The sequence below is a fragment of the Nocardia puris genome, from assembly GCF_003315035.1.
Classification (GTDB): Bacteria; Actinomycetota; Actinomycetes; order Mycobacteriales; family Mycobacteriaceae; genus Nocardia; species Nocardia puris.
Map to the genome: position 1 here is coordinate 365,399 of NZ_QNRE01000003.1, position 12,594 is coordinate 377,992.

Annotated in this window: 12 protein-coding genes; 4 read left to right on the forward strand and 8 right to left on the reverse strand. The window is 70.4% G+C overall.

Going from position 1 to position 12,594, the window contains the following annotated elements:
* Positions 1 to 54: 54 nt before the first annotated feature.
* Genes mshB through typA form a run of 3 tightly spaced genes read right to left on the reverse strand, consistent with a single transcriptional unit; the run spans position 55 to position 4,614 of the window.
* Positions 55 to 933 carry an N-acetyl-1-D-myo-inositol-2-amino-2-deoxy-alpha-D-glucopyranoside deacetylase gene (gene mshB, locus DFR74_RS11775; protein WP_067508408.1) on the reverse strand — a complete coding sequence of 293 codons (879 nt, stop codon included), beginning with the start codon at positions 931 to 933 and terminating at the stop codon, positions 55 to 57.
* Positions 930 to 2,714, reverse strand: a complete 1,785-nt coding sequence (locus DFR74_RS11780; protein WP_113975076.1) for an ABC transporter family substrate-binding protein — start codon at positions 2,712 to 2,714, stop codon at positions 930 to 932. The genes mshB and DFR74_RS11780 overlap by 4 nt, the downstream gene beginning before the upstream one ends.
* Before the next feature lies 1 nt (position 2,715).
* A complete protein-coding gene (gene typA, locus DFR74_RS11785) occupies positions 2,716 to 4,614 on the reverse strand; it encodes a translational GTPase TypA (protein WP_067508406.1) in 1,899 nt (632 codons plus the stop codon).
* A gap of 234 nt (positions 4,615 to 4,848) precedes the next feature.
* Here typA and DFR74_RS35910 point away from each other — a divergent pair, with 234 nt between their 5' ends.
* A complete protein-coding gene (locus tag DFR74_RS35910; RefSeq protein WP_170160738.1) occupies positions 4,849 to 5,025 on the forward strand; it encodes a hypothetical protein in 177 nt (58 codons plus the stop codon).
* A 49-nt stretch (positions 5,026 to 5,074) separates the two neighbouring features.
* A complete protein-coding gene (locus DFR74_RS11790; protein ID WP_067508403.1) occupies positions 5,075 to 5,365 on the forward strand; it encodes a 4a-hydroxytetrahydrobiopterin dehydratase in 291 nt (96 codons plus the stop codon).
* Here DFR74_RS11790 and DFR74_RS11795 read toward each other — a convergent pair.
* Positions 5,341 to 6,633 (reverse strand): mannosyltransferase, encoded by a 1,293-nt coding sequence (locus DFR74_RS11795; RefSeq protein ID WP_228789040.1) that lies wholly within the window; start codon positions 6,631 to 6,633, stop codon positions 5,341 to 5,343. The two genes, DFR74_RS11790 and DFR74_RS11795, sit on opposite strands and share 25 nt — an antisense overlap.
* Before the next feature lie 330 nt (positions 6,634 to 6,963).
* Here DFR74_RS11795 and DFR74_RS11800 point away from each other — a divergent pair, with 330 nt between their 5' ends.
* Positions 6,964 to 7,746 (forward strand): Rv1157c family protein, encoded by a 783-nt coding sequence (locus tag DFR74_RS11800; protein ID WP_067508401.1) that lies wholly within the window; start codon positions 6,964 to 6,966, stop codon positions 7,744 to 7,746.
* 123 nt (positions 7,747 to 7,869) lie between these two features.
* Positions 7,870 to 8,229, forward strand: coding sequence for a hypothetical protein (locus DFR74_RS11805; protein ID WP_067508399.1), 360 nt, complete (start codon positions 7,870 to 7,872; stop codon positions 8,227 to 8,229).
* A gap of 4 nt (positions 8,230 to 8,233) precedes the next feature.
* Here the strand turns inward: DFR74_RS11805 and DFR74_RS11810 are convergent, their stop codons facing one another.
* From DFR74_RS11810 to DFR74_RS11825, 4 genes are all read right to left on the reverse strand, one after another.
* A complete protein-coding gene (locus DFR74_RS11810; protein WP_067508397.1) occupies positions 8,234 to 8,944 on the reverse strand; it encodes a DUF1906 domain-containing protein in 711 nt (236 codons plus the stop codon).
* Between the two features lie 174 nt (positions 8,945 to 9,118).
* Positions 9,119 to 10,249 (reverse strand): hypothetical protein, encoded by a 1,131-nt coding sequence (locus DFR74_RS11815; protein ID WP_067508396.1) that lies wholly within the window; start codon positions 10,247 to 10,249, stop codon positions 9,119 to 9,121.
* Between the two features lie 227 nt (positions 10,250 to 10,476).
* Positions 10,477 to 11,067, reverse strand: coding sequence for a CHAP domain-containing protein (locus DFR74_RS11820; RefSeq protein ID WP_067508395.1), 591 nt, complete (start codon positions 11,065 to 11,067; stop codon positions 10,477 to 10,479).
* A gap of 91 nt (positions 11,068 to 11,158) precedes the next feature.
* Positions 11,159 to 12,592 carry an MFS transporter gene (locus DFR74_RS11825; RefSeq protein ID WP_067508394.1) on the reverse strand — a complete coding sequence of 478 codons (1,434 nt, stop codon included), beginning with the start codon at positions 12,590 to 12,592 and terminating at the stop codon, positions 11,159 to 11,161.
* Positions 12,593 to 12,594: the final 2 nt, after the last annotated feature.

Sequence of the window (12,594 nt, forward strand, 5' to 3'; positions counted from 1 at the left end):
GCCGCCTAGCAGCAGATATCCAGCTACCCGTAATGACCTGGGATAACCGGCAATTCAGACAAGACCGGCAAACAGGTCGTGCTCCCGGCCGTCCGCCCCGGACGGACCGCGCCTGCCGCGCACCAGCACGTAGTGCTCCTCCGGCAGCACCGGCTGCGCGACCCCGTTGGACAGCGCGAACTCCCGCCCCGACGGCGCCACCGTGACCTGCGTGGCATGGGCCCGCAGCGCCGCGCGCTTGGCGGCCAGCACGTCCGACACCTCCACGACCGTGGTCACCGTATGACTTGGCACACAAGCCAGTTCGCCCACCGAAGGCAGCCGCCAGCCCTTGGGCAGCGCGCCCGGCAACCCTTCGGCGGTGCGGCGGGCCAGCGTGTCGGTGTGGACGCGCAGGAGATCGGCGTCGGTGACGGTCCAGTAGAACTTCGGCACATCCCAGCCGCGTCCGGCGGCCGCCTCGACCGCTCCGGTCGTGACCTCGTGCGCGCGGATGTGGTCGGGATGACCGTAGCCGCCCCTCGGGTCGTAGCCGATCACCACGCGCGGGCGAAGTTCCAGCAATACTTCGGTCAGCGCCTCGACGGCCTCGGCGCCGGAGCGCACGAACGCGCGGGGATGCTCCGCCGATGGCGTGCCCGCCATCCCCGAATCCCGCCAGTGACCCGCGCCGCCGAGAAAACGGGGCGGGCCCGCGTCCAGCGCGTCGAGCGCCCTGGTGAGTTCCAGCACCCGGTAGCCGCCCAGCTGGTCGGCGCGGTCGGCGGTGAGCTGCGCCCACTCCTCGCCGATCACCTCGCCCTCCTCGCCGAGCGTGCAAGTCACCACCGTCACCGGCACCCCGCGACGGCGATACTGCGCGATGGTGCCGCCCGTGGTGATGGATTCGTCGTCGGGGTGCGCGTGCACCAGGACGATCCCGCCCGTGCTCATTGGATGCGGCGCCACATCGCGGCGTCCCCGAAGATGCCGACCTGGATCGCCCCGCTCAGCGACGCGCCGTCCACCCGCGGGCCCGCCGCCGCGACCACGTTGTCCTGCACGATCGGCAGCACGGTCCCCAGCGCCCACAGCGCCGGTTCGGCCGCGCCCAACGCCGCGGGCACGTCGATGCCGTGCAGGGCGGCGTCGATGGCGGGTTGCAGCACCGGATCGCACACGCCCGAGAGGTTGCTCGGCGCACGCCGCGCCGCTTCCACCGCGGCCTGCGCATCGTCGCCGTCCTCGGTGCCCACCGGGACGGGCGGGCAGCCGAACCGCGATGCCAGCACGGTCGCGGGATCGGTCCCGGCGACCTCCCAGCCGACGATCGCCTCCACGCCGCCTTCGACGAGTTCCTTGCCGTACAGGGCGTCGGCGTCCAGACTGCGCACGCTGGCATTGATACCGGCGCTGCGCAATTGGTCGGCGGCGGTGTTGGCGACGGCCAGCGCGGTCGCGTCACCGGTGACGGCGCCGATTCGGATCTCGAGCGCCCGCCCGTCCTTGGCCACCGGCCGCGGCTGCGGGGCGGGCGAGGTGGGCGACATCACCGGCGGCGGCTCCGGCGCCCGCGCGAAACCGGCCTCCTCCAGTAGGGCGAACGCCTCGTCGGTGGTCGGGCGCGGCGGCGCGGTCGCGGTATAGCCGGGGTCGGACGGGGTGAGGATCTGCGCGCGCACCGGCTCCACCCAGCCGCCCGTCTGCGCGCCGACGGTCGCCAGCAGCGCCGGATCGAGCAGCGCGAGCAGGCCGTGGCGCACCCGCCCGTCGACCAGATCGGCGTCGCGCCCGTTGAGCACCAGTTGCAGCTCCCGCGACTGCGGCATGATCGCCGTGCGCACCGAGGGGATCGCCGCCAGTTGGGCCTGCGTGGCGATGCCGCCGTGCACCAGCGCCATCTGCGCGTCGTCGGTGCGCAGCGAGTCGGCCAGCTGCGCGGGAGTTCCGCCGCGCCGCAACAGGATCTGGTCCGGCGCGGCGGGCGTACCCCAGTAGCGATCGTTGCGTTCCAGCAGGATCTCGTCGCGGCCGATGTCGACGGACTTGATCGCGAAGTTGCCGCCCGAGACCGGGATGCCCTCGGCCAGCCCGTTCATGAACCCGCCGGGCTGATCCTTGATCAGATGCGAGGGCAGCAGATTGGCGAACAGCTCCCGCCACGCCGGATACGGCCTGCCGAGCACCACGGTCACCGTCTTCCCGCCGCCGGAGGAGCCGACGTCGGTGATCAGCCGGTAGCCCGCCGGGTCCGCCACGCCGGGCTGGGTCACCATCTGCTGCCACAGGAAGCGGAAGTCCTCCGCCGCGATGGGCGCGCCGTCGGACCAGTTCGCGTGGTTGCGCAGCTTGTAGGTGACGGTGAACGGCTCCTGGGAGGTCACCTCCGCCGACTCGAGCAGCGCGGTGTCGGGCACCCACTCCGTCGCGCCCGGCACCGCCGGACTCGGCACCGGCCGGAACGGGCTCGGCAGCACCATCGAACTCACCGCCGAGGTGGCGGGCGACTGATTGGCACGCAGATGCGGGTTGAACCCGATCCCGATGTCGTCGATCGCCACCACGACGGTGTTCTTCGTCGGCTTGGCCGGCGTGGTCTTGGGGCTGTCGGTGCTCTCGATCGGCGGCGGCGGGTTCGCGGTGCACCCGGCGAGCACCGTCACCGAGGCCGCGAACAGAACCGATAGTGCGCGCAGCGTCGCGCGTCGTCTTGCCCCCGAGCTCACCTTCGGCACTCTACAACGCGGCCCGGTCCCGTGCCTTCCGCCGCGACAGCTCGCGTGCGCGCTCGTTGGCGTTGAGGATGACCTTGCGCACCCGCACCACCTCCGGGCCCACCTCGACGCATTCGTCGCCCGCGCAGAATTCCAGCGCGCCCTCCAGGTCGAGCACCAGCGGCCGGGCCAGGGTCTCCAGCACGTCACCGGTGGAGCTGCGCATGTTCGTCAGCTTCTTCTCGCGGGTGACGTTGATGTCGAGATCCTCGGCGCGCGGGTTGATGCCCACGACCATGCCCTCGTAGGTGTCGGCGCCCGGCTCCACGAAGAAGGTGCCGCGGTCGGCCAGCTGCAACATCGCGTAAGCGGTGACGCTGCCCGCGCGGTCGGAGACCAGCGAGCCGGTGTGGCGCGAGCGGATCTCGCCCGCCCACGGCGCGTACCCGTGCGAGACGGCGTTGGCGATGCCGGTGCCGCGGGTCTCGGTGAGGAAGTCGGTGCGGAAGCCGATGAGCCCGCGCGAGGGCACGATGAACTCCATGCGCACCCAGCCGTGACCGTGGTTGGTCATCTGGACCATCTTGCCCTTGCGGGCGGCCAGCAGCTGGGTGACGGCGCCGAGGTGCTCCTCGGGCACGTCGATGGTCAGCTCCTCGAACGGCTCGTGGATCTTGCCGTCCACCACCCGGGTCACCACCTGCGGCTTGCCGACGGTGAGTTCGAAGCCCTCGCGGCGCATGGTCTCCACCAGGATGGCCAGCGCCAGCTCGCCGCGGCCCTGCACCTCCCAGGTGTCGGGGCGCTCGGTGGGCAGCACGCGCAGCGAGACGTTGCCGATGAGCTCCTGGTCCAGGCGCGCCTTGAGCAGGCGGGCGGTGAGCTTGGTGCCGCCGTTGCGCCCCGCCAGCGGCGAGGTGTTGATGCCGACGGTCACCGAGATGGCGGGCTCGTCGACGGTGATGCGCGGCAGCGCGATCGGGTTCTCCGCGTCGGCGAGGGTGTCGCCGATCATGATCTCCGGGATGCCCGCGACGGCGACGATGTCACCGGCCTCGGCCTCCTCGGCCGGATTGCGCTCGACGCCGACGGTGGTGAGCAGCTCGGTGATCTTGACGTTCTTGGTGCCCTCGGCGCTCATCCACGCGACGTTCTGGCCCTTGCGCAGGGTGCCGTTGTGGATGCGGACCAGCGCGAGCCTGCCCAGGAACGGCGAGGCGTCGAGGTTGGTGACGTGGGCTTGCAGCGGGGCCGACGCGTCGCCCTTGGGCGCGGGGACGTACTTCAGCAGCACGTCGAACAGCGCGTCGAGGTTCGGGGCGTCGGGCGCCTGCCCGTTCTCGGGCGCCTCGGTGGAGGCCTTGCCCTCGCGGCCGGAGGCATAGAGGACGGGCAGGTCCAGCGCCAGCTCGGCGGCCTCGGCGGCCTCGTCGTCCAGATCGGAGGCCAGGTCGAGCAGCAGATCGTGGCTCTCCTCGACGACCTCGGCGATGCGGGCGTCGGGGCGGTCGGTCTTGTTCACCACCAGGATCACCGGCAGCGAGGCGGCCAGCGCCTTGCGCAGCACGAACCGGGTCTGCGGCAGCGGGCCCTCGGACGCGTCGACCAGCAGGACGACGCCGTCGACCATGGACAGGCCGCGCTCGACCTCGCCGCCGAAGTCGGCGTGGCCGGGGGTGTCGATGACGTTGATGACGGTGACCGAACCGTCGGGGTGGTGCCGGTGAACGGCGGTGTTCTTGGCGAGAATGGTGATGCCCTTCTCGCGTTCGAGATCGCCGGAGTCCATCACGCGGTCGACGGGCTCGGCCCGCTCCGCGAAAGCGCCGGATTGGCGCAGCATGGCGTCGACGAGCGTCGTCTTGCCGTGGTCCACGTGGGCCACGATGGCGACGTTGCGGAAATCGCGTGCAGACGACACGCCTGGATCCTCCTGCTGTTTCGGTGTTCGTTGGGCGGGCGAGCCCGGGACCCTTCGCACCGGCGCAGGCCGCTGCCTCCGGGTCCATAGCTCGCACCGCGCGTTGGTGCCGGCCGACCCCTGCAAACAGGTGGACAATGAAAGACGCACCGGGCATCGCGGCCAGCTACACACTACCGGCAACCGAACTCCCCCCGGGAGTCAGGCGTTCGAGTAAGGGTACGGTAACCAACTGTGGGCAAGGTGAAGGCGAGCAAGGTTTCGAAGCTGAAACCGAAGAAGAAGTGCTGTCGGAAGAAGACGCGCTGCCTGAAATGCCCGGTTGTGATCATGCGGATGAAGAAGCAGGAAGCCGCCGGGGTGAAGGGCAAAGACCTGAAGAAGGCACTGAAGCAGGCCCGTGCGGCCTGACTTTCGCCGAACCCGGTGCACGCCCGGCAAACGGGGGTAGAACCGAGGTATGGCGCTCCTATCCGAATCCGACATCGCCGAGGGGCTGGCCACGGTCCCCGAATGGACGCGCGCGGGCGCGAGCATCAGCCGCACGGTCCAGGCACCCACCTTTCTCGCGGGCATCGATCTGGTGCGCGCCGTCGCCGCGGCGGCCGAGGCCGCCGATCACCATCCCGATATCGATATCCGCTGGCGCAAAGTGACTTTCACGCTGTCCACCCATTCCGCGGGCGGGCTCACGGCGCGTGATTTCGCCCTCGCGCGCGAGATAGATCAGCTGGCCGCGCGGCCGGACTGAACGGGCTCGGCCGGCTCCGCCGGGGACCGCCGCCGCAGCGTCACGCGGGGCGACCCGGCGGGTTCGGCGCGGCGCGGGCCCATCACGATCACCCAGACGAGGAACACCAGCACGCCCGCCACGTCGACCGCGCCGAGCCAGGCCAGCAGTCCCGGCCGCGAGATCTCCCAGATCGTCGGCTGGAAGAACGAGAGCACCCACGGCACGCCGATCAGCGTGGTCACCAACCAGTAGCCGGCCAGCAACCGCGCGCCCGGGGCGTCGCGCAGCGGTCCGTAGACCAGCCACAGCACGGTCGGCAGCAGCCACACCCAGTGGTGCGACCACGAGATCGGCGAGACCATCAGGCCGAACAGCTGCACCAGCAGCAGCGTGCCCAGCCGGTCGTCGGGGCCGAGCGCGCGCCAGGCGAACCACGCCAGCGCGGCCACCACCAGCACCGCGCCGATCCACACCGGGCCCGACTCCACGTCGTAGCCGAGGACGCGGCTGAGCGCCCCGCGCAGCGACTGATTCCACACCGAGCCGACCGGGCCGATGCGGTCGGCGTCGCCGAGCAGCGTGCCGAAGTAGCGGGTGGCCTCGTGATCGTTGATCAGGTAGCTCACGCCGACCGTCGCGCCGAACACCACCGCCGACCACACCGCGGTGCCCCAGCGCCGCCGCGCCACGAAGTACAGGCCGGTGATGGCCGGGGTGAGTTTGATGCCCGCGATGACGCCCACGAGTCCGCCCGCGATCCACCAGCGCGTGCTGCGCACCGCGAGCATCGCGCCGAGCACCAGGAACACGTTGACCTGTCCGTAGTCCATGGTGGTGCGCACCGGTTCCATCCACACGCCGACCGTCGTCCAGCCGACGGCCGCCACCCGCCACGGCGTCTCGCGCATCCGCTCGCGGCCGACGAGCAGTTCCAGCGCGATCCACACCACGCCGAACAGCGCCGCCACGATGGCCAGCAGCCATCCGATGGCTATCACCGTGAAGGGCAGGTAGTGCAGGGGGAAGAAGACCAGCGCCGCGAACGGCGGGTAGGTGAACGGCAGCGGGAAGTCCGGCGTCTTCTCCGCGTAGGTGAAGTCGTAGAGGCGATCGGTGAGCAGCGCCGCGGACCCGTCGACGTAGACGTGCAGATCGACCAGGTTCATCCCGTTGGGCGAGACCAGCATCCACAGCAACCGGGCCAGCACGGACACCCCGAGCAGCAGCACCGCCCAGCGCAGCAGGACGGCCGGACGGTGGTCCGACCGGGCGCGGTCTCGGTTCAAATCGCGGGCTTTCGCGTCGGGGAGGGCCGCGCCGCCGCGGCGACCCGCCGATGTCGGGGGTGTCGGCGCTGTGCCGAATGCTGGGACTAGATTAGCGGCAGCGCCCGATCGCCCCCGCGCAGGCATCGCATCACCGGTAACATTTGCATCAACTTTCACACCAGTAACAGCACGGCGCGCTACCTTCTGATAACACTGATCGTCCACCGCACTACGTGAGAACCGCGCCCGCTGTACAACTCGTGGGCGTTGTCCTTAGAGTGACCCACGAAACAATGGGTTTTCACCCCCCATTGCCCAGATGTACCCGAGGTAAGGACGGCTAGACCAGTGCTTCGCACCCGAGGATCGCGGATCGCCTTGACCGCACTCGCCCTGGCGGCGAGCGCTTCGCTCGCCATGCCGACCGCAGTAGCGGCACCGGCGCCCGCCCCCGCCGCGGTTCCCAGCGTTCCGATGGTGCCCGAGGGCGTCCCGGTGGACGCGATCGCCGCGCTCACCCCCGCCATCGTCGGCGCGATCGCCGGTCCGGCCGATATCGCCGAGGGCCCGCAGGCCGCGATCCTCGATCAAGCCCGCGCGCTGCTGGCCACCCTGAACCTGCCGCCGCAGATCAAGGCCACCCTGGAGCGGATCATCACGTTCCTCGACGGCAGTGGCGGCGGCGGTCCGGACATCCCACCGCAGGACGGCCCGGCCATCGCGCAGTTCCTGTACCCGACCATCGGCCGCGGCTGCATCAGCCCGACCGCCGACTCGGTGGGCACCGCACTCGCCGTGCCCGGCCCGGCCACCCTGCCGCCGCCCGGCCCCGCCGCGGGTCAGACCGGTTTCGTGTTCACCGCGCTGGGCACCAAAAAGCCCACGGCCGTGCAGAACCCGCCGATGACCGTGCAGTGGCTCAACCTCGACACCCGCCAGACGGGCGTCCAGGCGCTGACCGACGAGGCCAAGATCAACCCCGACGGCCCGGCCACCCTCTCGGCCATCGCGAACACCGGCTCCGGCCGCGTCGTCGCCGTCGTCGGCGGTTCGCTGACCACGCAGGCCGACGACGCCGAGCCGCGGACCTGCTCGTTCCTGCCGACGCTCGGGTTCTTCACCGTCGCCTGATCGCACCTCGGAGCCCGGTGGTCACCGCGACCGCCGGGCTTCGTCGTGTCCCGGCCCGACACGCTGCGCCCGAATCCCGGCGGATCGGCCACGACCCCCGAGGCGGTGTGGTAGACCGAGACCATGGCCACTGTCGCACGTCAGGTCCGGTCCGGCCGCTCCGTCCGGAGCAGGCATTCGCACCGATCGATCCTCTCGATCCGGTCGGAAGGCTCGATCCTGTCCATCGGCTCGGCCTACTCGATCCTGTCCATCGGCAGCGTGGGCTCGGTGCTGTCGATCGGCTCGGTGGGCTCGTTCGCCTCGGTGATCTCCTCGGGCTCGTTCGTCAGCCTGGGGTCGGCGCTGTCGGGGCTTTCGCGCTGGTCACTGCTGTCCTGGCTGGGCAACCACGACGCCCCCGACACCCGGCCGACGCTGCGCGTGGTGCCCGACGACGAGCCGGACCTGCGGGTCGACCCGGCCTGCCACTGCCAGACCTAGGGATTCACCACTGCCCGTATTCGGGCTTCAGGATGTTGTTGAGATCGATGCCGATGCCGTCGATGGCGCGCTTGTCGATCTCGAATTGGTGCAGGTGCGCGGCCGGGTGCACATAGCCCTTGGGCGTGCCCCAATTGTGCTGCCAGAACCAGGAACCCAGCCCGGCGGCGCGGGCCAGGTCGATGGTGGGAGTGTTGGCGTAGACGCCCACGTTCCGCTTGCCGAGCACCGCCTCCCAGCCCAGCAGATACGGCGCGATCATGGTCGCGAATTCGACGGCCGTCGGGTTGTCGTCGATGGAGGCGTAGATGGGCCGATCCTCCGGTCCGCCCGCGGCCAGATGCAATTCCAATCCGCGTTCGGCGTGCTTCTTACCGGCTTCCAATCCGCCGCGCCAATCGGCCGTCGGGCCCTTTCCGAATTGATAGCACGAGACAATTTTCAGGCCGGCTTCGTTGAGCGCTTCGACCTCGTTCGCGCGCAAGGGTTTACCCGCCATCCATTCCGCGCCGGGGCGCCGATCGGAGACATAGCGAATGACGCCGAGATGCCCGGCGTCGCGGATGGCGGTGGCCGACGGGACGCCGCCGGAATAGTCGATGAGGGTGCCGAGCGAGGCGGCCGAGGCCCGGCCGGCGGTCGCCGTGATGCCGACGGCGGCGGCCGCGGCGGTGTAGGCGAACAGCTTGCGCCGGGACAGATCTGAAGAACGCATCGCAGGACTCCTTCGCGCAACCCCCATCGGCTGGCAGCGTGCCCGGCGCACCTTCCCCAAGGCTCGTGCGCGCGCCGGGAGCCTCGAACGTGGACTCATTTCACCACAATCACAGGGGAACCGCCAGACCCATCGGGCACTCTCATCCCATTCGTCACACGGGTCACGGACGGGTCAGGCGAGGCCGTCCATCCGGGCCGCCACATCGATGGTCCGGCCGGAGCTGTCGGCGAGTTCGCCGCGCACCACCTCGGCCACCTGGGCCACCACTTGCTTGCGGATTCCGGCGATCGCGCCGAGCGTGGCGGCGCGCATGCCGTGTGCTTTGTACTCGAGTGTCAGATCCGCCGGATCGGGCGGTACGACGTCGATGACGATGAGCAGCGGATCGGCCGCCCGCGCCGTCAGCCGCAACGGGATGTCGACCTCCGCGCGGTACTTGTTGGCCTTGAACACCTGCACCGTGATGTCCAGGCCCACCGGCAGTGTCAGGTCGAAGCCGACGTGTTCGCCCGCGTCGCGGTCGACCAGCACCGGCCGCTCGATCGCGCCCTGCACCGTGACGGTGGCCCGGTTCTTCGGCCCGGTGCGCAGCGGCCCCACCTCGATGGGACGGCCGGTCATCTTCTCCAGCACGTCGAACACGCGGTCGCGGGTGACGATGCGCTCGAAGAACCGGTGGCCGAACTCGCCATAGTCGATCCAGGTGAACTCCGCCCGCTCGTGGTGGGTGGATTCGACGCCGTCGATGATGGCCTCCACGTCGAACACGCGCCCGCTGCGGACCTGCGGTTCGGCCAGGATCGCGTTCACCCGGTTGGCCACCTCGCGCTGGACCATCCCCGCGATCGGCTCGAGCAGCCACTCCCAGGCCGCCTCCACTGCCTGGGCGCGCAGCACGAAACTCACGTCGCGGGTGGTCAGCGGCGGGATGTCGATGACGATCAGCAGCGGGTCGGCGGTGCGCGCGTGCAGGGTCAGATCGATCTCGACCACCGCGGCCAGGCGCAGTTTGCGCCCGCCGAGCAGCACTTTCACCGCGAGCGTGAGCGGGACCGTGACCTGGAAGACGACGTGCGGATCGTGGCGCAGCACCTTCGGCTCGCCCACCTTGCCCTCGGCCACGAATCCCGCGAGCCCGGCGGGGCCCAGGTTGAACGGCCCGATCGTCATCCCGCGCCCGGCCATGCCCGACACCGCGGCCACGATGCGCTCCTCGGTCACCGCGTGGGTGACGAAGCGTTCGCCGAACTCGGCGTAGTCGATCCAGCGCGGATCGTTCGTCGTTTCTCCGGTCGGCTGCATCAGAGTTCCGAAACCCTCACCTTTCAACGGACACCCGACACGGTACGCGACGAGATCGACGGCTCGGTGGCAGCGGCGGGGCCCTGTCCTGCTGATGAGGGGGTAGCAGGACAGGGCCCATACGGCAGCGCTGCCGGGCGCCACCACCCTCCATAGTACGACCGGCGCGACGTCCCGAGGAGGGCTCGCGGACCGGAATTCCGGCTGAAAGACCAGGGTTTCGGCGCTCAGAACCGGCCGATGCCGACCACGTCGCGCACCTGCGACAGCGTGAACCGGTGCAGGCGCACCTCGCCGAACTCGTTGCCGCCGATGGTGGTGACCTCACCCCCGGACGCCGCGAGCACGATATTGGTGTGCTGGGTGAACTGGCTGTCCGGCCCGTAGAGCAGCACGTCACCGGTGCGCGGCTGGTAGTCGGCCCCGATCGGGACGAATCTGCCCTGGGCCTGGTAGTACTCCTGGAGCGTGTAGACGCCCGGGATGCGCCACGACCCCGAATGCGGGTTGGCCAGCGGGCGCCCCGCCTCGCGCATCACCCAGCTCACGAAATCGGCGCACCACGGTTCCTCCACGCCCTCGGCGTATTCGGTGCCCGCGCCGGGATCGGCGTACTCGCGTTCCAGCACCTCGACCAGCGCGGATTGCGACGAGTCCAGCGCGGACCGGTCGAGCGCCGGAAACGACGACGGGCTCTCCCCCACCACCGCCGGACGGTCGGACCCGATCAGCCACCAGCCGACGGCCACCGCGACCACCCCGGCCACGACGGCGAGCGCCAGCGCGGACCACAGCCCCGCGCGCATTCGTGTGGACATCCCGCTCCCCCGTTCTGCCTGGCGGGTCCGCGTGCGACCCACTCGAAGACTAGGACGAACGGGCGGGCCGATCGGTTCCCGCCCGGCGAGATCAGGTGTCCTTCTTGCCCATCGGGATGCACGCGGTGAGCACGATGGCCACGATCGACGCCGCCACCGCGATGTAGAAGGTGGTGTGGAACCCGTCGCGCGAGGGCAGCACGTGCGCGCCGAGCGAGACGGTCATGTGGGCGAGCACCACGCTCATCACGGCGGCCGAGGTGGAGGTGCCGATGGAGCGCATGAGCGAGTTGAGCCCGTTGGCGGCGGCGGTCTCGGTGATCGGCACCGCGCCCATGATCAGGGCGGGCATGGCGGCGAAGGCCAGGCCGACGCCGCCCGCGACGATCACGCCGGCCAGCACGATCTCCCAGACGCTGTTCATCAGCAGCACCGCGCACAGATAGCCGACGCCGATCACCGCCGCGCCGAGCATGAGCGTGACCTTCGGCCCGCGCGCCGCCGACAACCGCGCCGACACCGGGGAGAGCAGCATCATCACCACGCCGCCCGGGGCCAGCGCGAGGCCGGCCTGCACCATCGACAACCCGAACCCGTACCCGGTCTCCTCCGGAGCCATCAGCAACTGCGGGAACGTCAGCGACATGCCATAGAGCGAGAAGCCGACCGCGATCGACGCGAGATTGGTGAACAGCACCCGGGGGCGCGCCGACACCCGCAGGTCGACAAGTGGTGCCGCCCTGCGCAATTCGTAGTAGCCCCAGCCGAGGAACACCACCACCGACACCGTGAACAGCGTCAGAATCGAGGCGCTGGACCAACCCCAGTCCACGCCTTTGGTGATGCCGACCAGCAGCGCGAGCAGCGCTATGGACAACCCGATCGCGCCGAAGAAGTCGAAACGCGCGGGCGTGCGCACCGGCGACTCCGGCACGAACGCGAACACCAGCGCCGCGCACAGCACACCCATGCCCGCGGCCGCCCAGAACAGCACGTGCCAGTCGGCGTTCTGCGCGATCAGCGCGGCCACCGGCAGGCCGATCGCGCCGCCGACGCCCAGCGTCGCGCTCATGATCGCCATCGCCGAACCGACGCGCTCGGGCGGCAATTCGTCGCGCATGATGCTGATGCCGAGCGGGATCGCCCCGACCGCCGCGCCCTGCAACGCGCGCCCCGCGACGGCGGGCGCCAGCGCGGAGAAGCTCGCGCAGATCACCGAGCCCGTGATCAGGAAGAGCAGGTTGATCAGCAGCACGCGCCGCTTGCCGTACATATCGCCGAGCCGGCCGCTGATCGGGGTGAACACCGCGCCCGCCAGCAGCGTCGCGGTGATCACCCAGGACGCGTTGGCCGCCGAGGTGTCGAGCAGGGACGGCAGCACCGGGATGATCGGGATGACCAGCGTCTGCATCAGCGAGACGACGACACCGACGGTGCCGAGCGTGGCGATCAGCAGTCCGGGCGACGGGCGGCGTGTGGGCGTCGCCCCGGTGGCCGTGGCGGCCGCGTCGGCTGCGAGAGACATGA